This window comes from Aquiflexum gelatinilyticum, from assembly GCF_024813435.1.
Classification (GTDB): Bacteria; Bacteroidota; Bacteroidia; order Cytophagales; family Cyclobacteriaceae; genus Cognataquiflexum; species Cognataquiflexum gelatinilyticum.
Genome location: NZ_JANAEZ010000007.1, coordinates 136,524 through 161,235, shown reverse-complemented (window position 1 = coordinate 161,235; position 24,712 = coordinate 136,524). Strand labels below are relative to the sequence as shown.

At 42.3% G+C, this 24,712-nt stretch carries 25 protein-coding genes; 12 read left to right on the top strand and 13 right to left on the bottom strand.

From position 1 onward, the window contains the following. Nucleotides 1-94 precede the first annotated feature (94 nt). Entirely contained in the window at nt 95-1,801 is a 1,707-nt protein-coding gene (locus tag NK987_RS15700; protein ID WP_259264617.1) for a GMC oxidoreductase, read from the top strand. Between the two features lie 4 nt (nt 1,802-1,805). Continuing rightward, a complete protein-coding gene (locus NK987_RS15695) occupies nt 1,806-2,399 on the top strand; it encodes a gluconate 2-dehydrogenase subunit 3 family protein (RefSeq protein ID WP_259264616.1) in 594 nt (197 codons plus the stop codon). 100 nt (nt 2,400-2,499) lie between these two features. Here NK987_RS15695 and NK987_RS15690 read toward each other — a convergent pair whose 3' ends face one another. Next, complete coding sequence (locus NK987_RS15690; RefSeq protein ID WP_259264615.1) at nt 2,500-2,802, bottom strand: hypothetical protein; 303 nt, start codon at nt 2,800-2,802, stop codon at nt 2,500-2,502. Between the two features lie 190 nt (nt 2,803-2,992). Further along, nucleotides 2,993-3,592: a hypothetical protein gene (locus tag NK987_RS15685; protein WP_259264614.1), complete on the bottom strand. Its 600-nt coding sequence runs from the start codon at nt 3,590-3,592 to the stop codon at nt 2,993-2,995. Nucleotides 3,593-4,166: 574 nt separating this feature from the next. On the opposite strand from NK987_RS15685, the gene NK987_RS15680 reads away from it, so the two are divergent. Both NK987_RS15680 and NK987_RS15675 read left to right on the top strand, forming a co-directional pair. Continuing rightward, a complete protein-coding gene (locus tag NK987_RS15680; protein ID WP_259264613.1) occupies nt 4,167-4,664 on the top strand; it encodes an RNA polymerase sigma factor in 498 nt (165 codons plus the stop codon). Further along, nucleotides 4,651-5,283 (top strand): hypothetical protein, encoded by a 633-nt coding sequence (locus NK987_RS15675; protein ID WP_259264612.1) that lies wholly within the window; start codon nt 4,651-4,653, stop codon nt 5,281-5,283. The genes NK987_RS15680 and NK987_RS15675 overlap by 14 nt, the downstream gene beginning before the upstream one ends. A gap of 739 nt (nt 5,284-6,022) precedes the next feature. Here the strand turns inward: NK987_RS15675 and NK987_RS15670 are convergent. The 4 genes from NK987_RS15670 to NK987_RS15655 all read right to left on the bottom strand — a co-directional run bounded on the left by NK987_RS15670 (nt 6,023) and on the right by NK987_RS15655 (nt 10,760). Next, nucleotides 6,023-7,171, bottom strand: coding sequence for a hypothetical protein (locus NK987_RS15670; RefSeq protein ID WP_259264611.1), 1,149 nt, complete (start codon nt 7,169-7,171; stop codon nt 6,023-6,025). A gap of 275 nt (nt 7,172-7,446) precedes the next feature. After that, nucleotides 7,447-7,800 (bottom strand): hypothetical protein, encoded by a 354-nt coding sequence (locus NK987_RS15665; protein ID WP_259264610.1) that lies wholly within the window; start codon nt 7,798-7,800, stop codon nt 7,447-7,449. Nucleotides 7,801-8,135: 335 nt separating this feature from the next. Beyond that, nucleotides 8,136-9,656 (bottom strand): P-loop NTPase family protein, encoded by a 1,521-nt coding sequence (locus NK987_RS15660; protein WP_259264609.1) that lies wholly within the window; start codon nt 9,654-9,656, stop codon nt 8,136-8,138. A gap of 3 nt (nt 9,657-9,659) precedes the next feature. After that, nucleotides 9,660-10,760: a vWA domain-containing protein gene (locus NK987_RS15655; protein WP_113923534.1), complete on the bottom strand. Its 1,101-nt coding sequence runs from the start codon at nt 10,758-10,760 to the stop codon at nt 9,660-9,662. A gap of 262 nt (nt 10,761-11,022) precedes the next feature. Between NK987_RS15655 and NK987_RS15650 the strand changes: the two genes are divergently transcribed. The 3 genes from NK987_RS15650 (at nt 11,023) to NK987_RS15640 (ending at nt 12,701) form a co-directional block, all read left to right on the top strand. Further along, complete coding sequence (locus NK987_RS15650; protein ID WP_259264608.1) at nt 11,023-12,096, top strand: AI-2E family transporter; 1,074 nt, start codon at nt 11,023-11,025, stop codon at nt 12,094-12,096. 139 nt (nt 12,097-12,235) lie between these two features. After that, the gene (locus NK987_RS15645) at nt 12,236-12,442 is read left to right on the top strand and encodes a hypothetical protein (protein ID WP_259264607.1); all 207 of its coding nucleotides are present in this window, start codon (nt 12,236-12,238) and stop codon (nt 12,440-12,442) included. Continuing rightward, a complete protein-coding gene (locus NK987_RS15640; RefSeq protein ID WP_259264606.1) occupies nt 12,429-12,701 on the top strand; it encodes an acylphosphatase in 273 nt (90 codons plus the stop codon). The genes NK987_RS15645 and NK987_RS15640 overlap by 14 nt, the downstream gene beginning before the upstream one ends. Nucleotides 12,702-12,895: 194 nt before the next feature. Here NK987_RS15640 and NK987_RS15635 read toward each other — a convergent pair whose 3' ends face one another. Then, nucleotides 12,896-13,141, bottom strand: coding sequence for a Kazal-type serine protease inhibitor family protein (locus tag NK987_RS15635; RefSeq protein ID WP_258422208.1), 246 nt, complete (start codon nt 13,139-13,141; stop codon nt 12,896-12,898). Between the two features lie 194 nt (nt 13,142-13,335). On the opposite strand from NK987_RS15635, the gene NK987_RS15630 reads away from it, so the two are divergent. The 4 genes from NK987_RS15630 (at nt 13,336) to prmC (ending at nt 16,658) form a co-directional block, all read left to right on the top strand. Continuing rightward, complete coding sequence (locus NK987_RS15630) at nt 13,336-15,096, top strand: carbamoyltransferase family protein (RefSeq protein ID WP_259264605.1); 1,761 nt, start codon at nt 13,336-13,338, stop codon at nt 15,094-15,096. A 73-nt stretch (nt 15,097-15,169) separates the two neighbouring features. Further along, complete coding sequence (locus NK987_RS15625) at nt 15,170-15,454, top strand: hypothetical protein (protein ID WP_258422210.1); 285 nt, start codon at nt 15,170-15,172, stop codon at nt 15,452-15,454. After that, nucleotides 15,427-15,819: a magnesium citrate secondary transporter gene (locus NK987_RS15620; protein WP_258422211.1), complete on the top strand. Its 393-nt coding sequence runs from the start codon at nt 15,427-15,429 to the stop codon at nt 15,817-15,819. Before NK987_RS15625 ends, NK987_RS15620 begins: the two co-directional genes overlap by 28 nt. Next, nucleotides 15,816-16,658 (top strand): peptide chain release factor N(5)-glutamine methyltransferase, encoded by an 843-nt coding sequence (gene prmC / locus NK987_RS15615; protein WP_259264604.1) that lies wholly within the window; start codon nt 15,816-15,818, stop codon nt 16,656-16,658. Before NK987_RS15620 ends, prmC begins: the two co-directional genes overlap by 4 nt. Here the strand turns inward: prmC and NK987_RS15610 are convergent. The 6 genes from NK987_RS15610 to rbsK form a co-directional block, all read right to left on the bottom strand. Beyond that, complete coding sequence (locus NK987_RS15610) at nt 16,645-17,259, bottom strand: thiamine pyrophosphokinase (protein ID WP_259264603.1); 615 nt, start codon at nt 17,257-17,259, stop codon at nt 16,645-16,647. The genes prmC and NK987_RS15610 overlap by 14 nt on opposite strands. Nucleotides 17,260-17,337: 78 nt before the next feature. Further along, nucleotides 17,338-18,270, bottom strand: a complete 933-nt coding sequence (locus tag NK987_RS15605; protein WP_258422214.1) for a hydrogen peroxide-inducible genes activator — start codon at nt 18,268-18,270, stop codon at nt 17,338-17,340. A gap of 134 nt (nt 18,271-18,404) precedes the next feature. Next, entirely contained in the window at nt 18,405-19,403 is a 999-nt protein-coding gene (locus NK987_RS15600) for a GRP family sugar transporter (protein ID WP_259264602.1), read from the bottom strand. An 8-nt stretch (nt 19,404-19,411) separates the two neighbouring features. After that, nucleotides 19,412-20,440 (bottom strand): nucleoside hydrolase, encoded by a 1,029-nt coding sequence (locus NK987_RS15595; protein ID WP_259264601.1) that lies wholly within the window; start codon nt 20,438-20,440, stop codon nt 19,412-19,414. Between the two features lie 10 nt (nt 20,441-20,450). Beyond that, nucleotides 20,451-22,034, bottom strand: coding sequence for an ADP-ribosylglycohydrolase family protein (locus NK987_RS15590; RefSeq protein WP_258422217.1), 1,584 nt, complete (start codon nt 22,032-22,034; stop codon nt 20,451-20,453). Between the two features lie 257 nt (nt 22,035-22,291). Further along, nucleotides 22,292-23,200: a ribokinase gene (gene rbsK, locus NK987_RS15585; protein ID WP_259264600.1), complete on the bottom strand. Its 909-nt coding sequence runs from the start codon at nt 23,198-23,200 to the stop codon at nt 22,292-22,294. A 192-nt stretch (nt 23,201-23,392) separates the two neighbouring features. On the opposite strand from rbsK, the gene NK987_RS15580 reads away from it, so the two are divergent. Then, a complete protein-coding gene (locus NK987_RS15580; protein WP_259264599.1) occupies nt 23,393-24,700 on the top strand; it encodes a Gfo/Idh/MocA family protein in 1,308 nt (435 codons plus the stop codon). Nucleotides 24,701-24,712: the final 12 nt, after the last annotated feature.

Sequence of the window (24,712 nt, the reverse complement as noted above, 5' to 3'; positions counted from 1 at the left end):
CCGATATATAGCCTTCCAAGTAAAATCCTGAAAGCTGACTCCCGCTTTTCCTGATAAATACCTATATTTTACCCTTCAAAATAAACCTATTGTAATGGCCAATTTTAATATCGATGCAAAAAAGGAGATGACCTACGATGCGATTGTCATCGGATCGGGAATCAGCGGGGGATGGGCTGCCAAGGAACTCTGCGAAAAGGGACTGAAGACCCTTGTTCTGGAGCGTGGCAGGATCGTCGAACATGTCGTGGATTATCCCACCATGACCTTGGATCCTTGGGATACCGAACTCCGCGGAGGACTCACTCCCGAGCAGCGGGATATTCATCCCAAAGGAAACAGGTCCGGATTTATCGGCGAGATGAACCATCATTTCCATGCCAACGACCTCGAAAACCCCTATACCGAAGTCAAACCATTTCTTTGGATCCGCGCCCATCAGATGGGCGGAAGGTCCCTGCTTTGGGGAAAACAGACTTACCGATGGTCTGACCTGGACTTCGAAGCCAATATGAAAGATGGTCATGGGGTAGATTGGCCGATCCGATACAAGGATATTGAATCTTGGTACACTTATGTAGAAAAGTTTGCCGGTATCAGTGGGGAAGCACTTGGATTGCCACAATTGCCTGACAGTCATTTTCTGCCTCCGATGGAGCTTAACTGTGTTGAAAAACACGTAAGAGAAAGAATAGAAAAGGAATTTTCAGGAAGAAATATGATCATCGGAAGGGTGGCCCACCTGACCGAACCGCTTAACGGACGTGGCAAATGCCAGTTCAGAAACCGATGCGATCGTGGATGTCCGTACGGCGCTTATTTCAGCAGCAATGCAGTGACTTTACCTGCCGCAAATGCCACCGGAAACCTGACCATCAGGCCGTTTTCCATTGTACAGGAACTGATCTATGACAAAGAAAAAGGAAGGGCCACCGGTGTCAGGATCATCGATTCCGAAACAAGCGAAGTCATTGAATACAATGCCAAAATCATTTTCTGTAATGCCTCCACGCTGAGCAGCACACAGATATTGTTGAATTCTGTTTCTGACCGTTTCCCTAATGGACTCGGCAATGACAGCGGGGAATTGGGACACAACCTCATGGACCATACTTACCGGGTCGGTGCGATGGGTACAGTAGAAGGATTTGACGACCAATACTACAAAGGCCGCCGTCCAAATGGCATCTATATACCACGCTATGTCAACCTTGATGATAAAACCAAATCCGACAAATTTGTCAGGGGCTTTGGATTCCAAGGTGGCGGCGGAAGAGGCAATTGGGGTGCAGGAGCCAATGTCGAGGACTTTGGCGCAGACTTCAAAGACCGCATGATGAAGCCTGGACCTTGGGAATTCTTCATCACTGGTTTTGCAGAATGTCTTCCTTATCATGAAAACAAAGTGTACCTCAACAAAGACGTCCTCGACAAATGGGGTCAGCCGACCTTGTCGATAGATGCAGAATGGGGTGCAAATGAACTTGCCATCAATGCCCAAATGAGGATAGATGCCAAGGAAATGCTTGACCGTGCTGGTTTGACAAATGTCACCGACTTTGACAACAAACATGAAATGGGATACGGCATCCACGAGATGGGAACCGCACGCATGGGACGCGATCCAAAGACTTCGGTCCTCAATGGAAATAACCAAGTGCATGACTGCAAAAACGTGTTTGTGACCGATGGCGCCTGCATGACTTCCTCCTCATGCGTCAATCCATCTCTTACCTATATGGCACTCACTGCCCGTGCAGCAAACTTTGCCGTCGATGAACTCAAAAAAAATAACCTCTAATGCCATGAACAGACGAGACGCACTTAGAAAAACAGCACTTTTGGCGGGATCAGCCGCCGCAGCGCCGACACTCCTTTCCCTGCTTCAATCCTGCGCCAAACAGGACAGACTGACTTGGCAGCCGGTCTTTTTGAATGAAGATCAGGCGAGGTTTATCTCCTCATTTGTGGATACTATCCTGCCAAAAACCGAAACACCGGGTGCTTTGGATGTGAAGACTGATATCTTTATGGATTTGGTGTTTGCCAAGACCTACAACAAAGAAGCCCAAGACAAGGTAGTGGCAGATATTGAAAAGTTCAATGCAGACTGCAAATCCACCTATGGCGATGTCTTTGCCAACCTGAGTCCGGAAGACAAAACCGCCTGCCTCAAAGCCGCAGAAGCAAGTTCCCCGAAGTTCAATCCAAAAGTATGGGGAACGGCCGTCGGGAAGCAAGAACCTGTAGGTTTCTACCGCTCGCTGAAGTCCATGGCGATGTGGGGATACTTCTCTTCGGAGGAGATCGGCAAAAATGTCCTTAGCTACGATCCTATCCCGGGAGAATTCCTTGGATGTATTCCCCTCTCCGATGTCGGAAATACCTGGAGTCTATAAAAAGAAAAACCGTCGAAAGGCGGTTTTTTTGTTTATTAAAAGTGGGGCGTAGCCCTGAGATCTTTCATTAATACCAAATAGCCAACAATCTTCAGATTTTTCACTTCTTTCGTCCCAGAAGAAGGATTCCAATTTTGTTAAACATAATTGCTTTGTCCATTTTCACAGACCATATTTCAAAATTTTCTGTCCCAAGAAACTGTTCAGTTATGCTAAAAAAGTCTTCGTTTTTGTACTCACCTGAATTTGTCCTTCCGTGAATAAATAGGAAATCTTCGCCTGTAAAAAAATCTTCAAAAAGTTTCTTCAACAAGTCAAATTTGATTCCATCACCTGTTCCAAAATGTATCCAGTCTTTTTCCCAAATCACCAGTGAACCTAGATGCTCTGCTGCTTTATACATTTCTCTTGAATCCATCGGCAATTATCAGTGTAGCTTATAAAGATTTCAGGGCTACGCCCCTCTTGGGTCCTTTGTTGTTTTTTATTACGAAGATTAGAGGGCTACGACCCTTGATTTTTACGATGTTTTTTATCTTTTGATTTGCGTTTTACCAACTTTAGAAGTTGGCTTGTCAAATGGTAAGTGGTATTTAATTTTCCATAATATGACCATATAATTCTGCAACCATCAAGCCATTTTTCACATGTAATTTATAACCATTTGAGTTTTCTAACTCTAAATTTTTAATCTTAACCCAAACAATCATGCGCTTTTGGTTGCCTTCTTGGATGATTTCTTCAGTTTTCAATATTTCTATTTTTTGATTAGAACCTGAATTGAAATAATAAATGCCGTCTTTTCTTATATAAAACTGAAATTGATTGTCGGAATGACCTAGTTGTTTTTGACCTATACTCAAAACACTTTTAACCTCATTTGGGTCGGAAGTATCCATTTTCGGGAGAGTGAACGAAAACTTATTTGAAGTATCATCACTTGAAAGTTCAAAATTTAAAATTCTCAAAGGTTCTTTTGTGCCGCTAACCCCATTTGCATTGCAATATCCTATTATCATTTGATACTCCTGAAATCCATATCTCCAATTTATAGATTGGGAATTTAAGTTTGCGCTTAAGCTTGGAGTACGCTGGGCTAAAAATAGGGTGTAATTTGGTTCTCTATCCTCCATTTCATTTTCGGTGCAGCCCATTAGTGAAATTGTGAGTATTAAAATTATAAGCTGTTTCATAGTGTCCTGTTTTAGGATTAAATAATTGGAATACCTTGTCGTAAAAGGATAAAGATCGAATATCAAATTTTAAATTGTTTAATTTTTCCTATCAGCTTATGAAGTCAACTTTTTAAGTAGAGATAATTCGCCAAGGCTTGGTTTTGAGTAACTCTTCTACTTGGAATTTGAAACGTCAAAAAAAGCTCTATAGTTAATGATGTTTTTCAATTCTTTAAACATAGTATCTTTTAGTTAAATATCCAATCCTATAATATGGGTAATTTTTGAATTTGAAATCTGCTCTAAAACTTGGGTTTCTCCTGGAGTCTAAAAAGAAGAAAAACGGTCGAAAGGCGGTTTTATTTAGGGAAGCTACCGAACGTTAATCAATCACACTTTTTGATATCCTTTCAAATCGGTCATGTATCAATAAATTTTGGGGTATTTTGCACCTACCTAAACCTAATCTCTTTTAGTTAAATAACAGTATGACTTATTTTCACTCTTTTTTGGATCAGTATTTTTAAAAAAAATTTTTAAAGCTTGTAAGGTTGCAGGTGTTTTTTACATCTTATAATAAAATTAAAGGCAAATGTCCAAGTCTGTCAGTTTTGAGAAGGCCTATCAAGAATGCTATCCTTCAATCCGTAGATTATGCAGAAGTTATGCTGCTGACCCCGAGGAAGCTGAAGACCTTATACAGGAAACTTTTATCAGCGCTTGGGAAAATTGGCACAGATTCAGGCAAGAATCCCGCGTAAGTACATGGATCTATCGAATCGCTGTCAACGTCTGCTTGACTTATATACGTAAAGCCCGTAAAAAGCCAATTTCCCGTTTGGAAAACAGTCCTGAATCTGAAGTAATATCCAATCCTGAAGATGGGACCGAGGAGCAAATTCAGCATCTATATCACTGCATCGGCCAACTGCGTCCCGCGGACAGAATCCTTATCACATTGGTATTGGAAGAGTTACCTTATCTCGAAATATCGGCGATTACAGGGATTAAAGAGAACACGATTGCAGTCAGAATTCATAGAATCAAAAAAGAATTAACCGAAATATATCAACGTCATGAAAGAATTTAACACCCTTGCTACTATCTGGAAACTGCAGCCTGTTCAAAAAGAACCCAAAGAATTCAAAAAAATCCGATCTGTTCGGTCATTGCTCAAAAAAAGAGCATTCTGGAGTTGTGCCGGCCTGATTTCCTTAATCATTTGGATTGGCTGGATCGGATTGGTTTCTCCAAAAAATCAAGTACCAGGATTTTCATTGGCTTCCATTGTTTTGATAATGTTGATCTTGTTGATTCAGGCCGCCTTCAGTGCCTTCAGTTACTTTCAACTTGCCCAAATGCATGAAGATGGAAAACCTTCTGAAGAGCTGCAAAAATGGAATGCTTATTATAAACATCGGACTTCATATCTCAAGAATGTTTCGCCCCTGTTTTTTTTCCTTCTAAATGGTGCATTTTTGCTCTATCTACCGGAAGTTTTGAAAAGCTATCCGAATGACTATTATAAAGTCGGATTTTCGTTAATTTATTTACTCTGCATGGGTCTGGCTTGGTTTGGTCCGGCAAAAGTCTACCTAAAAAAAGAATTGGATAATTTGGAAGAGATTTCCTCGAATTTGAAGACCATTTTTCAACAGTGGTATTCACTTCTTGAGGGTACTTCATCAGTGGACGACTCGAATGTCTGATACCGGGAAAATGGCTTTCAGGGAATAGCAAAAACCACAAGTATAAAGAGGGAAATAATGTGGGAAGGTTTATATGTTTAACATAACGTACTAGCCGATTGGAAGCTTGTTCCTTTTTCTCAAAGGATTTATGATTAACTCATAGTAAAAAATTCGTTAGGCATGCGCCAACAATTTTTTTTGAATTTTAATAACCTAAATCTATTCAGTTATTTAAATACTTCCTTGATGAGGTTCCCAAATTATTTCAAATGTCTGTTTGACAATTTTATAATTCTGGGATTTTCTCCCACAAAAAATTTCATTTCCAATTATTAGGACACATTTTCGCTGAAGCTAAGGCGGTAAACAAAAACCCTACGAAAATCTACAAAGGATCATCAGGATCATACAATACCTACACTTGGACCCTCCCTTCATCGCTTGACTATACAAGACAAGAAGCTTCTCGGTAATCCATTCTTTTTTTCAATCAAAAACCTGACGATAAGGAAATAATGACCCTTACCTCTGTAAATTACACTTGATTCTTTGACATTCTTGAAGAGTATACCTTTAGCTTTTTGCCATTCGAAAGAAGGTAATCGTTTTTTTGCCAAAAGTAAACCCCCAAAATAATTAGCACTGCCGAAACTGCCGAGAGGATAATTTCTGTTACCTTATATTTTATGTTTAGTCCAGTTTTTAAAATGTAGTGTCCCATGCATCTTTCCCCAAAACACCTTTTTGCTTTAAGGCATTACAGATTCCGATATTTTTTTAAGGTTTCAGACCATTTCATTTCCAGTTCTTGTTCTGACAATTTTGTGATAAGGCAAATGGTTGTGACCAGATTTTTATATTCCATTGTATCTGCCATCAACAATTGCAGTAAACCCTGATCTCCACTATGGCCATGGACAAGTTCACAAATCGCCGCACCGGCAGGATATGCTGTTTGGTATCCATTGAATCTTTCGGATTGGGATATCACAGACTTGAAATTTATTGTTTCTGAACGCTCTTCCAGATCAACGGCCAATTTGTTCATTAGGCTTTCATATTCTTCCTTATTCTCTTTCGTTCCGAGGAACTGTGCAATCCCCTCTTCAATCACAAAATTCCTTTTGGGATTTGAAGGCAGCAGTTTGTGAATAAACTCATGAGGGTAAAATTCATTCCCCTTTGCAGTCAGAATCATTCCTTCTCTGGCTTTTCCGGAGGTTATTCCGACGAAATAATAATCAAAGTTCTCAAGCAATCCCATGTCATCCATGCTGCTTGTGATGTAATACTTAAATTCCCCATCATAACCGGGATTAAATCTTCGGATAATCTCCTCGCAAAAGCTTTTTGCCCGTTCTGCTTCCTGTATATCAAATTCATGGGTGGGAGGAAATATATAGTCAATACAACCAAGTTTTTTGGAGCTCCAGCCTTTTGATAATTCGACAATCAGGTTTTCCAAAACCCAGGATTCACCTTCTTTAACGGCATTCAGTTTTTGAATACACCAAACTTTGGATCCTGCATACTTGGGGTCGGTCGTTGCTGAAGAAAATAAAACCCTGATCTGATATTTTGCCCCAATCGGTTCCACTGACAGTACAAAAGGTGAAAAATATTGGAATAAGGTATTGGCATCCATTCCCCCCTGAAAAATACTTATTCTGCTAAAGTCAAAGTCTTTGTAAAGGGTCTTTTCCTTTTTGTTCCAATAAGGATTGTCGTAAACAGAGTCCGGTTTGGACCTATAATAGTTCTCGTAGAGCTTGATGATTGCGTTTATTTCTTCGGATGTCGTGTCCACCCTTGAACTTATCAATAGGCTTATTGGATCGGTATTATCTTGCGCAAAAAGCGGGTAGAATCCGCCAAGAAAAATAATTGTCAGTAGGATGTTTTTCATTGGTCAATAAAATAAATGTAATGTCCACCCTGCTAAGATAACCCCAAAATACAATTCCATTGATCGCCGGCATTGCCATGGTTATTTGTAGGTTGTCTTTCATACCATAAAAATTTGGAGTTGAAAGTACCGGTATTGGATGGAGGTTTGGAATAATGTTTTTAAGGTTGGCAAACCAAGCAATTTATTAACACTAACCAATCTGATTATTATGAAACTGATAGAGGCACATCCTCTAATTAAGCAATGAACCCGTTATTTCCCCATACTCGATTTTAGCGCTTCTGACTTTGATTTACATGGTCTTCTCCTTTTGAAAATATGTTTTTGTCCCACTTTCGGAATTCATAATATCGACTTTTCGGTTCCCCTGTCCAACCATTGATTCCTTTTTTCTTTGGTAAATAATAACCGTGAACATATAACAATGGAATAATAAAAAGTGATAGCAATGTCATTGATACTGTCCTTCCAAAGTAAGCTGAAACTCCACATACAATAATAAGGGTCATCAGGTATTTTCCAACTCTACGAATTTTAGGTGTCTGTTCTTCAAAATGACCCATAAGTATATTACCCAAGGCATAAATTATACTTACAATTGCAATTTCAAACCAAAGTGAATCCATTTTCAACATATTGGTGAGACTTTATTTGTGTTGAATTTTTTAAATGGTTGTTGGTATTCCAATTAGGATGGCCTTCGTAATAACTATTGTATATCCCCACCCTTGATTTATCTTTCATCAAATCGGCTCGGACTCAATTCTATTGTCTCCTTTTTCCAATCCTTTAAACTTAGTTTTTTTTAGTTAATTATCCAATCCTCCTGTTAGACTAATTGTTGATTTGAATATTCCTGCCCCAATCCCGCAGAAATGGCTTAAATCCGAACAATTCAAAAAAAAACCTCCCGATGGCTCAGGAGGGTCTTTTCATTGATTAGCTGTGTGTATTGGAATAATTAATTGTCTTCATCAAAATCCTCGTCCCCGGGTGTCCCCATGTCAAACATCGAGCTGAACAGGTCCTTGAACTGCATCCCGGTGTCGAGCATTTTCTTGCTGAGTTGGCTGTACTCCGCCAAGCCATGCAGCGCAAATTCCATAAAGAATTCCTTCTCTCTTTCGGGTAATGCTTTCACCTGTTTGGTCACGATGCTTTCGAGCCCCGGAACCTGATGCAGGAGTGTCTTGTATTCTTTGTCGCTTTGCGAAGCCAATAAATCAAGGGTATTTCCTTCTCCAAACCATGATAGCGGCAGGGTGTATAAGTTGTTTGCCTTTTCTTTTTTCTTCAGTTCAGGAGATGGGAAGAAGTCTGTAAAGAGTGTGCGGATGGCTTTGCCGATCAGCGTATAAGCTACCAGACCGGCGCCCTCTTGTTCGCCCTCATAGACGAGTTCCACCTTCCCTGTGATGGCAGGAATGACGCCAATCAGATCCGATATCCTTACAACCGTATTTTCCTCATTATTCATATAGATCCTTCTTTCAGCAGCGGAAATGAGGTTTTCATAAGCTGAGATAGTCAGACGGGCTGACACACCGCTTTTCTCATCCACATATTCACTCTTTCTCGCCTCCACGGCAATCTGCTCGATGAGGTCTTTCATAAGCACCGGCACATGGATTTTGTCCAAAGGCTTTCCGTTCAGTTTTGCTTCCTGTGCGGTAATTCTTTTGCCGATCTCAATGCTCTTGGGATAATGCGTGATGATCTGACTTTCGATCCTGTCCTTGAGCGGAGTGACGATCGAACCTCGGTTGGTGTAGTCCTCCGGATTGGCGGTAAATACAAACTGAATATCAAGCGGCAACCTCAATTTGAATCCACGGATTTGGATATCGCCTTCTTGGAGGATGTTGAAAAGCGCCACCTGTATCCTTGCCTGAAGATCCGGAAGTTCGTTGATGACGAAGATAGAACGGTGGGAGCGGGGTACTAATCCGTAATGGATGACGCGCTCGTCGTTGTAAGAAAGCTTCATCGTTGCGGCTTTGATAGGATCGACATCCCCGATAAGGTCAGCTACCGATACGTCAGGCGTTGCAAGTTTCTCGGTGTATCTGTCATCCCTATGCCACCATGTGATGGGCGTATGGTCGCCTTTGTGCTGTATGAGTTCTTTGGAAAAAGTCGTCAGAGGCGCAAAAGGATCATCATTGAGTTCGGAGCCTTCCACCACAGGAATATACTCGTCCAACAAGTGCGTCATCTGTCTCGCAATCCTGGTTTTGGCTTGACCGCGGAGACCGAGGAGGTTGATATTGTGACGGGAAAGGATTGCCCGCTCGATGTCAGGAATGACTGTATCTTCATATCCCCAAATGCCTTCGAATACGTTCTCTTTGTTTTTGATTTTGTGGATCAGGTTTTGGCGGAGTTCTTCTTTGATGGATTTGGATTGGTATCCGGCGGCTTTGAGTTCGCCTAGGGTTTTTATTTTCAAAAGGTCTTTTCCTGCTAGTTTGCTGTAATCCATGTGTTAAAATTTTTTGGTTCGGTTTCTTTTATAATCTTCAAAAATCAGGTCTCCAAGACCTTTGAGGCTACTGTAATAGGCATTTCCGTTGTTGACTTTGGTAAATTCCTTGACAAATTCCTTCAGGTATGGATCCGATGCAATCATAAATGTGGTGACAGGAATCTTCAGCTTGCGGCATTGTGCAGCGAGTTTCAGTGTTTCATTGAGGATTTTGCTGTCGATGCCAAAGGCATTTTTATAATATTTGATTCCGACCTTGAGACAGGTGGGCTTACCGTCGGTGATCATAAATATCTGTTTGTTGGGATTCTTTCTCCTCCTCAATAAGTCCATCGCCAATTCCAATCCTGCGACGGTATTGGTGTGGTAAGGACCGACCTGAAGGTATGGCAGGTCTTTGATTTCGATCTGCCAAGCGTCATTGCCAAAGACGATGATGTCGAGGGTATCTTTTGGATATCGGGTTTTGATAAGTTCTGCGAGCGCCATGGCAACTTTCTTGGCGGGGGTAATTCTGTCCTCGCCATACAAAATCATGGAATGCGAGATGTCAATCATCAGCACGGTGGAAGTCTGAGAGCGGAATTCATTCTCGACAACTTCCAAGTCATCTTCGGTCAAAAGATAATCTCCTCCAAAACCGTGGTTTACCTGTGCATTTCTGATCGAATCGGTAAGTGCTATTTGATCAAGGTTGTCTCCAAAAGTATATGGCCTTCGGTCAGTTCCTTTCTCTTCGCCCTGACCGGAGTGGGTGGTGCGATGTTGGCCGCTTTTTCCGCGTTTGAGTTTGCCGAAGATTTCTTCCAACGCACTTTTCCTTATGGTTTGCTCGGCTTTGGAAGTGATCTTGAATTCTCCTTTTTGATTTTCCTCAGTCAGGTAGCCTTTGGTTTTGAGGTCTTCTATAAAATCACCGATCCCGTAACCGGGATTGGTCATGTTGTAGCGCTTGTCCAGATTGGTCAACCAAGACAATGCCTCTGCAACATCCCCGCCGGTCATAGTCACGAGCTGGAGGAAAATATTGAGCAGGTTTTCGAAGGTATTTTTCTCCGGATCGTTGGGCGGGACGTATTGTGTAAATCGAAATCCTTTCATAGCAAAGTCATAACACAATCAAGGCAAAGCTGGTTTGGATTCAGGTAAAAATAATTGGATGGGGTTTTGGTTAAGGGTTATTTGGTTAGTGGTTATTTGGTAATTGGCCATTGGCTATTGGTTATTGAAGGCTGAAATGGTTTTGACGTATAAAAATTTGGCAAAGATGGGATTTTATCAAAATTTTATTTCTAAATAATGCCATTCCATTGCCAAAGGACACTTACCTTAGACTCTGAAACCCAAACACTCAGCAACTTGTATGGAAAAGAACTTGCCTCAATCCAACCAGAAAATCAAGATCAATCCTGTTGTCTATCATTCTTTGCAATTGCTTGCGCTAGGTCTGTTATTGGTTTGGTGTTTTTTCATCCTTGAGCCATTTATCACACCTTTGGTTTGGGCAGCTGTTTTGGCGACGACATTTTACCCTCTTCATGTCAGGCTTTCACGCAGGTTGAAGGGAAAAAATGCACTTTCTGCCACCATCATTGCGCTCACGCTCCTGTTGCTGATCATCGGGCCGGGAGTGTGGTTGCTGATCGCGACTGCGGATGAATTCAAGGAGTTAGTCAATGCCTACCGAAGCAATGACCTGCATATACCTCCTCCGGCCGACAAGGTGGCAGAATGGCCGATAATCGGGAAAAAGATCTATGGTCTGTGGGCTGAGGCTTCGTCAAGTCTTTCGCAAACCCTGACCAATCACCAAGAAGAAATCAAACCCTATTTGCTGAAGTTTTTGGATCTCTTGAAGAGCAGTGCAAAGGGATTGTTGCTGTTTTCATTGTCCATTGGCATCAGTGGGGTGATGCTCGCCTATGCCAAGGAGGGCACGCAAATGCTCAAGACGATTTTCACCAAACTTGCCGGCAAAATGGGTGAGGATATGGCCGAAAGTGCGGAGGTGACGATCCGGAACGTGGTCAAAGGAATATTGGGAGTGGCTTTGATCCAATCCATCTTTGCCGGTTTAGGCCTAGTCGTCGCCGGGATACCCTTTGCAGGAGTTTGGATTTTAATCTGCTTAATCTTGTCTATTGTACAGATCGGTATACTTCCGGTTTCGATCGGGACCATTATCTATATCTGGGGGACAGCGGACAGCCTGACAGCAACCCTATTTACCGTTTGGATGATCGCAGCAGGATTGTTGGACAATTTTCTCAAGCCGATCTTATTGGGCAAAGGCGCACCGGCACCGATGGCAATTGTGTTTATGGGCGCGATAGGGGGTTTTATATTTTCCGGATTCATCGGGCTTTTTACCGGGGCCATCATATTGACACTTGGATACAAGCTTGCCTCAGGCTGGCTTGAAGCTGAAAGTGAATAAGCCCATTCCTGAATGTCAAAGTGCTAACAGACCTATTCCATCCCCAATCCCACAAAGATTGTCTTTCTGATTTGGATTGGAAGCAGATGCAACAATCGGTTTTGATTTTTTGTTATCAGGATATAAAACATTGATAGCCATGAAAAACTACCTCTTTCCTGTTTATTTGGTAACCGCTGTATTGATCGTCTATGTGACAGCCATTCAGGTCAACCTTGCTACTTCTTTGATACTGTTAGTATTTTCCTTTTCGCCAGCATTGGTTCTTTGGATGGTATATAGGGTGCTTACCGCAGATGTGGAAGTAACCTCTACTTTCGAAGAAAAATGGTATGAAGATCAATAAGCAAATCAAAGTTTCGGGCCGGGTTCAGAGCGTTTTCTTTCGGAAAAGTACCCAACAAAAAGCCTTGGGGCTGGGGATTAAAGGTTGGGTGAAAAATGAGCCGGATGGGTCCGTCCTGGTAGAAATGGAAGGTAATCCTTCTGCTATGATGGAAATGGAAGTATGGCTGAGACATGGACCTCTCTTGGCCAAAGTTGAGTTTCTTGAAATATCAGATGGTGAAGTTTTCAACCATGCTGATTTTTTGATTCTAAGGTGAGTTTCTTTTAAATTACTTTTTTCATTTTTGCCAGATTATATTGCCGGAGGTTGATAAATAAAAGTAATAATCGATCTATCAAACCTTCTCCGTAAATCTTAAAATCCGGAGGGAAAAAGCATAAAAAAAACCTTCCGGTGAACCTTAACTTATTGTGTTGGTCGTTAGGAACCCGGAAGGAAAAAAAAGAAACTTCAGTTGCAGGCGCCTTGGGTATACGAAAGAACACCGGCGTTAATAGCGACGCAACTATTCCCATAAGTTTTTTTGTCGCAACCACAAACAGGATCATATAGCATGATGCAGGCGGCGGAAGTATTTATCTTGGAAGTATCGATGCATCCATCGATAATTCTCTCTGCCGGACTGACTTCCTCGCATTGAAAGGAGAAAAGCATGATGGCTGAAAATGTGAGGATTAAAGGGAAAATCTTTTTCATAGCATATTGATTAGAATAAACCCAAGACGTTCCTACCAAGGAAAACGCGACTTGTAATTGGAAAACTATCTTTGGTTTTTTTTAGAAAAATTTTTGGATTAAAAAGAGATTTTTTTTGATTTTTATTTCTATTTTTCATTCCCAAATTATTTTGTAATCCGTATATCACCCACTATACGCCCAATTTATTCTTTATGGTTATACTAGGCCTGAATTACTATTTTCATGATTCTACTGCTTGCATTGTAGTAGATGGAAAGCTTGTCGCTGCTATTGAGGAAGAGCGACTCAACCGTGACAAACATACCAAACTTTTTCCTGAATTGGCTATTGCACGTTGTCTGGAAATTGCAAAATTGAAGTACAAAGACATTGATCACATTGCCGTATCTATCAAGCCTAGCCATAATCTTGGCAAAAAGCTGTTGTATGGCGTCACCCATGTCAAGACTATCCGACATTTTATCAGTCATGAATTTGTGCATTCATACCGAAAACAAAAAGGATTTTGGAAATGGTACAAAGGTATCTTTGGGTCAAAAAACTTAGGCCCGAGAGTGCACTTCATTCCCCATCACTTTTCACATGCTCCGGGTTCATTCTTTGTTTCTCCTTATGAGTCTGCCGCCCTTTTGGGAATAGACGGGTCCGGCGAATGGGCCACCACATGGTTGGGCAAAGGAGAAGGCAACAAAATCGAAGGCTTTGGAGAAAGTTTCTTCCCACATTCATTGGGTTCTTTTTATGAGGCTGTGACGCAATTTTGTGGCTTCAAGACCAATTATGATGAAGGCAAAACCATGGGACTTGCTCCGATGGGTGATCCTGAAGTTTTCAAAAAGGAAGTTGAAAAGATTGTTTCTATCGACAAAGAAGGCAGGGTAAAACTGGATTTGAGTTACTTCAATTTCCAAAATATGCAGTATAATCCTTTGAAATTCTCTCATCTGTCACCAAAATTTTCAGAGGTTTTTGGAAGTCCAAGGAGACCGGGAGAGGAATTCAAAAAACACCATATGGACGTGGCAGCTGCTTTTCAAAGGGTTTTGGAAGACCGTGTCTTAGAAATTTGTGAGATCCTACATGAAAAAACAAAAGCTAAATACCTGGTGATTTCAGGGGGAGTATCTCTGAATAGTGTCATGAACGGACGGATCGTTCGCGAAAGCAAATTCAAAGATGTCTACGTCATGCCGGCTGCAGGAGATAACGGTACCGCGATCGGTGCGGCTTATTACCTATACAATGGCATTTTGAAAAACCCAAGGAACTTTGTCCACCTCAACCCATATGTAGGGACAAGCTATTCCAATGAAGAAATTGAGAAAATCCTTAAAGGCTGTAAACTTAACTATTCACAGCATGAGGACATCTGTGAAGTAGCAGCAAGATTGCTGGAAAGCGGAAAAATCATAGGCTGGTTTCAAGGTCCTATGGAAATCGGTCCACGGGCATTGGGTAGCAGGAGTATCCTTGCCAATCCGGCATTCCCTGATATGAAAGCCAAAATCAATTCGGAAATCAAATTCAGAGAAGCTTACAGGCCATTTGCACCTTCGGCCATCGTGGAAGCTAAAGACATGTTTTTTGACCTAGAGGTAGAGGCGCCGTTTATGCTCAAAGTATGTAATGTACTCAAAGACAAACAAAGTGTTATCCCTTCTGTGACCCACGTGGATGGAAGTGCGAGGTTGCAGACTGTCAGAAAAGAACTTCATCCGAGATATTATGACGTCATCAAAAAACTCGGAGAAAAAACCGGCGTACCGGTCGTGCTGAATACAAGCTTTAATATACAGGGTGAGCCTGTAGTAGAATCCCCGAAAGATGCCATCAGGTGTTTTTATTCCACAGGACTTGATGCATTGGTGATCGGCAACTTTATTCTCCATAAGAAAACTGTAAACCTTCCTGATTCTTCTATCAAAAAAGAAATGAGCTTCGCTTATAAATGACAAGTGATTGGCTCAAATTAAACAAATCCGTAGGAGAGCATTTTCCTACGGATTTGTTTTTTATTTTTAGGGCATGGGAGAAAAAAAATGCCCCACCTGCGGCAAGTGGTCTTCTTGGACTAACAATATCCACGAATCATGCGATCACTGCGGTGCATCTCTAGGGGGAAAAGACTTGGAATATCACCTCATCCGGGAAAAAGAAGCCAAGGCAAACCATGAAAAATGGATTTTCTTTATCAAAGAAACAGACAGTCCTTTTGTCAAAAACTCTAAAATTGTCGGAAACTTTTTTTACACCATCTATATGGCTATCATCACTTTTATTGTTTGGCTGATCGCCATGATGCCGGGCTGATGGCTATTTTCAAAAACCCTTTTTTCATCATTCCCTGTATTGTTTTTTGGATCAATCAATACCTGGAAAAAAAACAAAACCTTTTCATTCCTTATGTCCATGCTTATTTGGACGACCTGATGGCGATGCCTGTCGTACTTGGTATTACGCTACAGGTTTTTAGATGGATCCATCCGATGAAACAATCATTTGTATTTACCAAATTCCAAGTCTTTATTGGATGGGCTTATTTCTCCTTATTGTTTGAATTTGTACTTCCAATCTGTTCAGACATTTATAAAGCAGATATCTTTGATGTCGTTTTTTATGGGATTGGTGCTGTGGTTTTTTTTAATTTTATAAATGTAAGCAAAGAGAAAATATGACAACGCTACAAGGGCTTTTTAAGGATTATGTTGCAAGACTACAAGAGCTCTATCCCAAACAGGAAGCCGAGAGCCTCGTTTTTTGGCTATTTGAAGCCTATCTGGGAAAAAAAAGAATGGATCTTTTGAAGAATGAAGGATTGGATAAGGAGCCTCAGGAACTGTCTCAAGCACTTGAAAACCTGTTGCAAGGCATGCCCATCCAATACATTCTTGGCAAAGCGCCATTTTATGGAAGGGAGTTTTTTGTTTCTCCTGCGGTGTTGATTCCGAGAAATGAGACAGAAGAACTCGTCCATTTGATCATCAAAGAAAACCCAAATGAAGGTCTGTGTATCTTGGATATCGGAACAGGATCTGGTTGTATTCCAATTACCCTTGATCTTGAAATGAAAACGCCTACAGTCTTGGGCCTTGACATCAGTGAGGAAGCTTTGGATATAGCCAAAAAGAATGCTAACCTATTGCAGTCCAAAGTTGATTTCTTTCAAATAGACGTATTAAATGAAGAACTTCCATTTAAAGATTTTGACATCATTGTCAGTAATCCACCCTATGTCCGACATTCAGAAAAAGACCTGATGCATACCAATGTTTTGGCCTATGAACCGCATTTGGCTTTGTTTGTATATGATGAGGATCCCCTACTGTTCTACAGAACCATTTCTCAAAAAGCCCTGAAAACCCTCAAATCAGGAGGAAAAATCTATTTCGAAATCAATGAGGCTTTTGGAAAGGAGACCAAAGAACTGATGGAAAATTTGGGATTTGAGCAAGTCAAAATTTTCGAAGACTTAAATGGAAGGCAAAGAATGATCCGGGGTATCAGGTATTCATAAATTCTCCGATCCAAAAAATCCCGTTTCCTTTGATGATGGTAGTCCCTTCTTCTACCTCAATAAATGTGGCGTGCTTGACCTGAACCATTTCATTTCCTTCGGGAGTATGTACTTCCAATATTGTCCCTTCCGGAGCATGGAGCTGTAGGGAAATATCAGGAAACCATTTTTTGAACTGTCCATTTTTAATTGGAAAATAACGTATCGGGCCATCCCAAACCACAATATCCAAAAACTCCAACATCGGCTCAAGTTCAAAGACTTTCAGGTGATCAAGGCCAATGATATTCACCGCCCCATGTTTGGAAGCAATCAGGTACTGAAGTCCCTCTTCAAGGAAATTTTCTTCCTGCACACCCAAAAACTTCACAGGATATTGTTCTTCAAGCAGGTGATAATGGCTTTTTTGAAATTCCATTTCTGCCAAAATCAAGTCAATCTTGACGCCCCAAGAAATGACAACAGGCACTTCATCCTGTACCACCAAGATGGTGGGGACCCATTCCAACAAGGGCGCTATCTGCTCAAAACTGATTCCGGCAGTATTCAATATCAGCAAAGCCGGCTCTTGTTGTTCTTTGACAAAATGGTGGGAGGACATAAGGGATTGGAAAATTGAAAGATTGAAAGATTGGAAAATTACAAAATTATTTACCAAATTGATTTATCCACAATCCTATCATTTAAACCGGACTACCTTTCCATAGGCTTTGGACGTCATGTGTTGAGGAATAGCTGCCGAGATTTCATGGTATAGCAATTCCACCAGTTTCTTTTTCAAAAAACTCCTAGTCAGCACGATACTTACCTCCCTCACGGGCGTCTCATCACTGAATGACCTCAGGCGGGATTTTTCTTCTTCATTTAGGGAAGCTGTGGCCAATTCCGGCAACAGCGTGATACCGGTATATTGGTTGACCATGTTCTTCAGCCCTTCGAGGGAACCGCTTTCATAATGGAAATTCATTCTTTCGAATTTGGTCTGACTGCAGAGATTCAATACTTGGTCTCTAAAACAATGGCCCTGCTGTAGCATCCACATGTCATCTGTTTCAAGGTCTTTGACCAATAGTTTTTCCTTGGATAGCAAAGGATGGCCCTTTGACAGGTATGCAAAAAACTTTTCGTAAAACATCGGCTTTTCCACAATCCCGCTTTCATCCAAAGGAGTGGCCACAATCCCGAGATCGAGTTCATCATTTTTCAATTTTCTGATGATTTCCTCCGTTATCGTTTCTTCTACCTGAAGCTTTACATGGGGATATTTTTCAAGAAATGACCTGATAAATCGGTGGAGTAGGTACGGTGCCAAAGTGGGAATTATCCCCAATTTGATCACACCGCTGATGTCGCCTTTGAGTTGGGAAACAAGCTCAAAGATCCCTTTACTTTCGGAAACGACCCTTTTGGCCTGTTCAATGATCTGTGTTCCGATTTCCGTAGGAATCACCGGCATTTTGGAACGGTCAAATAATATTACTTCAAGTTCCTTCTCCAACTTACTTACTTGCGCACTCAAGGTAGGCTGTGTCACGAAGCAGGACTCCGCCGCATGTCCAAAATGCCTGTGTTTGTCCACAGCAATGATATATTCAAGTTGTTGTATAGTCATATAGGGAGTTATATGGAGATAATATGTGAATCCAAAAAAGCACTTTCTGGTTCGGAATTAAAGTGAAATTCTTTTTCTTTTGATTTTAATTGAAAAATGAAAGAATTAAAAAGGAATTTCCCATCATAGGAAATTTAAACTCCCGAATAGACAATCAGCCCCAACCCAATCACAAACAACAAAAACATTCCTGCAATCAGGTTGCCCGTACCTTTGGGTGCTTTTTTGAATTCCTTCCAAATAAATACTCCCCAAAAAGCGGCGACCATCGTAGCCCCCTGACCCAAGCCGTAGGAAATGGCAGGACCTGCTTTTTCTGCTGCGATGATGCTAAATGACATTCCCACACACCAAATTATCCCACCCATGATTCCAAAAAGGTGCACGGGAAGCTTGCCGGCAAAATAATTCGGTGCTTTTAATGCGGGTCCTTCGATGGGTTTTTTCATCAGGAAAGTATTGAACATAAAATTGCTCAGCAGGATCCCTATCGAAAAGACAAATACTGCACCATAAGGGGTAAATTTCCCGCCTTCAGGATTGGAAAAGTCAAGCGACATGGATTGTGCCACAAAGAAGTAAAAGAAAGACATCAAAAATCCTCCTACCAAAGCCAAAACCAATCCTACTTTGGGGTTTTTTTGGTTTGTCGAGGCGAGCTTTCTGTAAGCCAAAGCGTCCAAAACAATAGCTGCTACCACCAAAGCCACCCCTGAAAAGAGCATGACAGGATCTCCCTGCTGGTTGGAAACATAATTGACGATGACGCCCAAAACCAAGGCGAGTCCGATGCCGACAGGAAATGCCACCGACATTCCGGCATAGGCAATTGCGGCCACGATGAGGATGTTGGCGAGATTGAATATCACCCCTCCGATAAAGGCAAGCGAATAACTCCTGCTGCTAGCCTGAAACAAATCTTCCGTAAATCCCCTTCCTGCCTCCCCGCTGCTTCCCAAGGTATAGCCAAAAACCAAAGAGAGGATAACAATCCCGATGACATAATCCCAATAAAACAATTCAAACCGCCATGAAGAACCGGCCAATTTTTGGGTATTGGCCCAAGAACCCCAACAAAACATGGTGATGATACAAAAGACAACCGCTAGAGAATAAGATTCTATGATGTACATAGGAAGGATTATTTTGGATTGACGATTTGGTAATCGATAAAGGATTGGTAAAAATCATCCATGACGGCATCACGGTCAAAATTCTCCCAAAGGACTATTTTTCGAGAATTCTCGGGCCTTTCTATCCATTGGTTTTCGATCAGGATCGGGCAAGGAATCTCTCTTTTTTCTCCCCAAACAGGATTTTTCAAAATCGCCGCTGCGACCATGTCAAACAAAGCCCGCGAAGGTGGATCGCCATGGTATTCGATATGCTCAAACAAGTTGACCGCATAGTCTCCAAAATTGTGAAACTCTCCGCCATGCCTGCCAACGATCGGGGTTTCTATCTGTGGTCCCAAACCGGGCATGCGGCTGTTGATTTCAGCTTGGGTGACCTTGACGGCATCCGTTCCTGAAGGTTCGCCATAGCGGACGGTAACCATTTCAAAGGGAACTTGCGTATTCAATAAATAATTCATAGAAACGGTATCGTTGTCCTGATTGTATTCTCCGGGTTGTGGATAATTGGATCCCAACCAAACCACCTTCATTTTGGAGGCAATGGATGGGTCTTTTTCCAAAGCCAAAGCGACATTGGTCAACTTCCCAACAGCAAGCAGAATGAGTTCTTCGGGATTATTGGCATTTGCCTGTTCGATAATGAAATCCACTGCCTCCTGACCATCAAAATTCCCGCTTGCGACAGTAGGCTGGATGTCGGCAAAAGATCCATTGGCCCCTTTGAGTAAAGGAATCTTTTCATAACTGAGACCAAGCTGCATGATCCGTTTTGCTTCTTCATAATGTCCGTTGATATCCCCGCCGCTTTTGGTCGCATTGACAGTGACGCCTTCAAGATCAAAAGTCTCCCCGTTGAGCAAAAGGTAAATCAGGGCAAACTGGTCATCCAACTCATTGTTTGCATCTGTGTCATAAATGAGCCGCACTTTATTTTCAACAGGTAAAACTTCCTCTTCGGTTGTATCTTCTACTTTTCCGGTACAGGAAAAAAGCAGAACCATCAGATAAAGGAAAATGGGGAAAGTCTTTTTCATAATTTTGGGTTTAATAGTTTTTATTGCCCGGATCAACAGAGGAATAGTGGATGGCCTCGTTGACATTGACACGGTATCCACTAGGGATGTCGAGGGCTACAAGTCTGACAGCATGGTCTCCTTCCTTCAGGTCATAATTCCAAAAAATCTCATGCTTCCTGCTTTGGAAGCTTGTGGACATTTTGACCTTTTCCATGAGCAAGTTATCCACATAGACCTCCAACTCCAAGACTGCGTCAGGAAGTGAGGCATCTTTGACCGCCTCTCCGGTCAGTACAAATCCATTTCCTGTGGTTGCAAATTCAACAATGGAGTTTTGTTGGTTCAGAGGCTTAAAGATGGAAGCCCTTTTGGTGGGATAAATTCCTTCAAAACCAATTTCCAGAGGTTTGGTAACGGGCTTTTGGTATTTGATGGTAATGCCGTCGGCAGTTTCTTCGCCTCCGTTTCTTTTGACCATTTGGATCGCATGATCCATACCGACCTCATATACTTTGTTGAGAGACATGGTGGTATACTTGAAATTCATGTTTTCCACTTTGTCGATTCCCTGTTTCCAATAATCGGGAATATTGCTGTATCCGATCATGGTTCCCAAAATCCCTCCTGCATTGGCCGGATTACAGTCTGAATCATAGCCACAGCGGGTGCTGATGTCAATGGTTTTGCCATAATCACCATCACCATATAAAAGCCCGATGACAATGTAGGCGGCATTGATTTTGGCATCAATGTTAAAAGCTTTGAAAACCCCATCAGGACAGCCTTTTTCTTTGGTCCATTTCTTTTGGGCTTCAAACCAAGTCTGCTTCCAATCCTCAGGATATTGCTTGTGCCAACGGATAATGTCAGCAATACATTGGTGAAATTCACTTTCCGCCGGAATGGTCTTCAGGGCTTCCTCCACCACAAATTCCATATCATCGTGGACAAAGGCTAAGGCATACATCGAAGCCACATAAATCCCGCCATAGACACCGTCCCCATAATTCATGATATGGCCTATCCGGTCACCGACGTTTGCGGCAGCATTGACCATTCCCGGCGCCATCAATCCGGCGAAATCTGCTTCGATCTGAAAATCGATGTCATCGGAATGTGGGTTGTTTTTCCAATACCCGGAAGCCGGAGGCATCATGCCGTTGAGGATATTGTAGCGGGCGGCTTGGTTGGCATGCCAAAGCTGGTATTCCGCATTGGCAAAGGCAAAGGCGTGTAGGGAATCTGCAGCGTCCAAACCGTGTTTTTCAAAGATATCCACAAAAGTCAGGTCCATGTAGACGTCGTCATACAGTCCGGGAGAGTTTTCGTACCACCACAGCATCTGATTTTCATCCCAAGGAATGGGAACATGGTCGCCTATCATGGTGCCGTTGAACCGGAATTCTGTCGGTCCGCCATAAGTACAGCCGATCACCTGACCTGCCCATCCTCCTTTGATTTTATCCTGAAGTTTTTCTTTACTGATGGCAATGGTAGCGCCTTCTTCATAAGTAGCAGGAGCTTCCACTTCGGTTACAGTTTCTTTTTGACAAGAAAAAAACACCAATCCAAAAAGGACAGGGGCAAAAGTTATCCACAATTTGGTTTTCATAGGGTTAGGGGGGTTGGAAGGGTTGTCAGATTTGCGTTGTCGGGTTGTAGGGTTGTAGGGTTGTAATGGTTATAATGGTTGTAGTTGTTGTAATGGTTGTAATGGTTGTCGGGTTATCTGCTGCGCGTTGTCGGGTTGAGGAATCCGTCATTCTGAACCGAAGCCTGCGAAGGTGAAGAATCTCCCTTAGCTGAGACTCTTCACTACGTTCAGAGTGACGTCCGATTTCTCGTCTTTCGCTTCTAGCATATCCTTTCTCAAAGTTCTTCCAAATACGGTATCGACGTCTGGGCACCAAATCTCTGCACGGACAGCGTGGCGGCTTTCAAAGCAAAGGCCACTGCTTCTTGGATATTCTTCCCATTTCCCAAAGCCACTGCCAAAGCTCCGCAAAAGGTATCTCCGGCGGCGGTTGTATCTTTTACCTCCACTTTCGTTGTTGGAATAATTCCCTGAAAGGTATCCGTAAATAAAAAAGCGCCAACACCTCCCATCGTGATGATGATTCTTTGGACTCCCATGTTCCTCAACCTAGATGCTGCCTGATAGGCAGAGGCTTCGCCGATGACTTTGATCCCTGTCAAGAACTCGGCTTCGGTTTCATTTGGAACTATAAGGTATAGAAAGCGAAACAAGCTTTCAGGCAAATCCATTGCAGGCGCTGGGTTGAGGATTACCCTTTTACCCAAGCCATAGGCTTTTTGGCATGCTTCCACAACTATTGGCACTGGGACTTCGAGCTGTACAAGCACAATATCTGCCTGTTGGAAAGCATTGGATGCACTTGAAATTTCGGCAACCGAAAGCGTATGATTTGCTCCCGGGGCAACGATGATGGTATTTTCTCCAGACTTATCCACAGTAATCAGTGCCACACCCGTTGGTTGGTTAGGATTCTGTTTGATGAATGAAGTATCTATTCCCTCTCTTTTGAAGTTCTCGAGATTCTGGTCTCCAAAAATATCTTTTCCCAATTGGGTAATGAAGCAGACATCTCCTCCCAATCTGGCAGAAGCCACAGCTTGGTTGGCACCTTTTCCACCGGGAATCAAAGAAAATTCTCCTCCCATTATAGTTTCACCGGGAGTAGGAAAATGATCGGTTCGGATCACCATGTCCATATTGGCTGATCCGATGACGAGTATTTTGGGTTTTTTTTTGTCCATCACCTTACAAATAAGAAAACATGGCTTTCATCAAACTAACCTATTCCAAGACTGAATTTTAGTAGTTTAAACTTTTATGAAAGCCCGATTTAAAGTAATATTATATTGTCCATATCTAAAAATAGCAATTTACCCTGAGATAATCCAAATTTACCTTGTAGGGGTAGTTATTAACAATAAACCCAAAAAACAATGAAAAAAAACTTTCCCCAAATTTCCAGGAGGAAATTTTTAGGAGCCTCACTTCTTAGCGCTGCAGGCCTTTCTTTTTTGCCAGGAATAAGTATTGCCTCTAATCAAATGCAATCCGCTGACATCCATCAGATTCGATTGGGATTTATTGGCGTCGGGCGTCAGTCTATGGGAATACTGAATGGCATGATGCGCATTCCCGGGGTGGAAATAATGGCTTGTGCGGATGTATATGAAATCAAAAGAGAAAGATTCAAACTCAGGGTCAATAAGATCAGCGGGGAATTAGGCAAAACGCCTCCCAAAATTGATGTTTACTCTAATTATAAAGACTTATTGGCTAGAACCGATATCGATGCTGTTGTCATTGCCTCCCCTGATCATTGGCATGCCCTTATGGCGATTGATGCCTGCAAAGCCGGAAAAGATATTTACCTCGAAAAACCTCTTACCCTCACCATTCATGAAGGTCAGGAATTGGTCAAAGCGGTTAGGTCGCATGGTACTGTTCTCGCCGTCGGCAGTCAGCAGCGCTCGGATGTCAACTTCCAACATGCTGCCCGTATGGTATTGAAAGGCAGAATCGGAAAAGTAAAACAGGTGCTCGTCCATGTCGGCCAACCGGAACATCCGGTTCCCTATGACCTTGAAAAACAAGAAATACCTGCAGGTTTGGATTGGAAAACATGGCTGGGTCCTTTGCCTGAACTCCATTACAATGAAAAGCTCAATCCACCCATTTCACTCGATCCGGAACAAAATGAAAAGCTTTGGGGGGCGTGGCGATCTTACAAAGAAACCGGCGGAGGGTACATGACAGATTGGGGCGCGCACATGTTTGACATTGCGCAATGGGGATTGGGAATGGACAGAAGCGGCCCTGTCAAAGTCGTTCCGGCCAAAGACGGAAAACCACTGACTTACCATTATGCCAACGGAGTAGAAATGGTCGTCGGACCTTTTGACGGCAACAGGCAAGGCGTTCAATTTATTGGCGAAGAGGGTTGGATCAAGGTTTCGAGAGGAAATTTTGATTCCTCTGACAAAAGTCTTAAGCCCACCATGGAGTTGCCCAAGCTAGGTTATCCACCACATTATTGGGATTTTATAGATTCAGTTATCAAGAGAAAAGATCCGATCGTTCCCGTGGAAATCGGCCACAGCACCTGTGTCGTCTGTACCATCGGCAACATTGCTGCCGAATTGGGTCGTCCCTTAGATTGGGATCCAAAAAGCCAGACTTTTCCACATGATCCTGAAGCCAACGACAAAATGCATTACAATTACGAAAACGGATATAAACTTTAAACCCATCATATC

What these genes read in the sequence shown, in the direction of transcription:
- NK987_RS15700 (WP_259264617.1), top strand. Translation starts at nt 95, where the DNA reads ATGGCCAATTTTAATATCGATGCAAAAAAGGAGATGACCTACGATGCG.
- NK987_RS15695 (WP_259264616.1), top strand. Translation starts at nt 1,806, where the DNA reads ATGAACAGACGAGACGCACTTAGAAAAACAGCACTTTTGGCGGGATCA.
- NK987_RS15690 (WP_259264615.1), bottom strand. Translation starts at nt 2,802, where the DNA reads ATGTATAAAGCAGCAGAGCATCTAGGTTCACTGGTGATTTGGGAAAAA.
- NK987_RS15685 (WP_259264614.1), bottom strand. Translation starts at nt 3,592, where the DNA reads ATGAAACAGCTTATAATTTTAATACTCACAATTTCACTAATGGGCTGC.
- NK987_RS15680 (WP_259264613.1), top strand. Translation starts at nt 4,167, where the DNA reads ATGTCCAAGTCTGTCAGTTTTGAGAAGGCCTATCAAGAATGCTATCCT.
- NK987_RS15675 (WP_259264612.1), top strand. Translation starts at nt 4,651, where the DNA reads ATGAAAGAATTTAACACCCTTGCTACTATCTGGAAACTGCAGCCTGTT.
- NK987_RS15670 (WP_259264611.1), bottom strand. Translation starts at nt 7,171, where the DNA reads ATGAAAAACATCCTACTGACAATTATTTTTCTTGGCGGATTCTACCCG.
- NK987_RS15665 (WP_259264610.1), bottom strand. Translation starts at nt 7,800, where the DNA reads ATGGATTCACTTTGGTTTGAAATTGCAATTGTAAGTATAATTTATGCC.
- NK987_RS15660 (WP_259264609.1), bottom strand. Translation starts at nt 9,656, where the DNA reads ATGGATTACAGCAAACTAGCAGGAAAAGACCTTTTGAAAATAAAAACC.
- NK987_RS15655 (WP_113923534.1), bottom strand. Translation starts at nt 10,760, where the DNA reads ATGAAAGGATTTCGATTTACACAATACGTCCCGCCCAACGATCCGGAG.
- NK987_RS15650 (WP_259264608.1), top strand. Translation starts at nt 11,023, where the DNA reads ATGGAAAAGAACTTGCCTCAATCCAACCAGAAAATCAAGATCAATCCT.
- NK987_RS15645 (WP_259264607.1), top strand. Translation starts at nt 12,236, where the DNA reads ATGAAAAACTACCTCTTTCCTGTTTATTTGGTAACCGCTGTATTGATC.
- NK987_RS15640 (WP_259264606.1), top strand. Translation starts at nt 12,429, where the DNA reads ATGAAGATCAATAAGCAAATCAAAGTTTCGGGCCGGGTTCAGAGCGTT.
- NK987_RS15635 (WP_258422208.1), bottom strand. Translation starts at nt 13,141, where the DNA reads ATGAAAAAGATTTTCCCTTTAATCCTCACATTTTCAGCCATCATGCTT.
- NK987_RS15630 (WP_259264605.1), top strand. Translation starts at nt 13,336, where the DNA reads ATGGTTATACTAGGCCTGAATTACTATTTTCATGATTCTACTGCTTGC.
- NK987_RS15625 (WP_258422210.1), top strand. Translation starts at nt 15,170, where the DNA reads ATGGGAGAAAAAAAATGCCCCACCTGCGGCAAGTGGTCTTCTTGGACT.
- prmC (WP_259264604.1), top strand. Translation starts at nt 15,816, where the DNA reads ATGACAACGCTACAAGGGCTTTTTAAGGATTATGTTGCAAGACTACAA.
- NK987_RS15610 (WP_259264603.1), bottom strand. Translation starts at nt 17,259, where the DNA reads ATGTCCTCCCACCATTTTGTCAAAGAACAACAAGAGCCGGCTTTGCTG.
- NK987_RS15605 (WP_258422214.1), bottom strand. Translation starts at nt 18,270, where the DNA reads ATGACTATACAACAACTTGAATATATCATTGCTGTGGACAAACACAGG.
- NK987_RS15600 (WP_259264602.1), bottom strand. Translation starts at nt 19,403, where the DNA reads ATGTACATCATAGAATCTTATTCTCTAGCGGTTGTCTTTTGTATCATC.
- NK987_RS15595 (WP_259264601.1), bottom strand. Translation starts at nt 20,440, where the DNA reads ATGAAAAAGACTTTCCCCATTTTCCTTTATCTGATGGTTCTGCTTTTT.
- NK987_RS15590 (WP_258422217.1), bottom strand. Translation starts at nt 22,034, where the DNA reads ATGAAAACCAAATTGTGGATAACTTTTGCCCCTGTCCTTTTTGGATTG.
- rbsK (WP_259264600.1), bottom strand. Translation starts at nt 23,200, where the DNA reads ATGGACAAAAAAAAACCCAAAATACTCGTCATCGGATCAGCCAATATG.
- NK987_RS15580 (WP_259264599.1), top strand. Translation starts at nt 23,393, where the DNA reads ATGAAAAAAAACTTTCCCCAAATTTCCAGGAGGAAATTTTTAGGAGCC.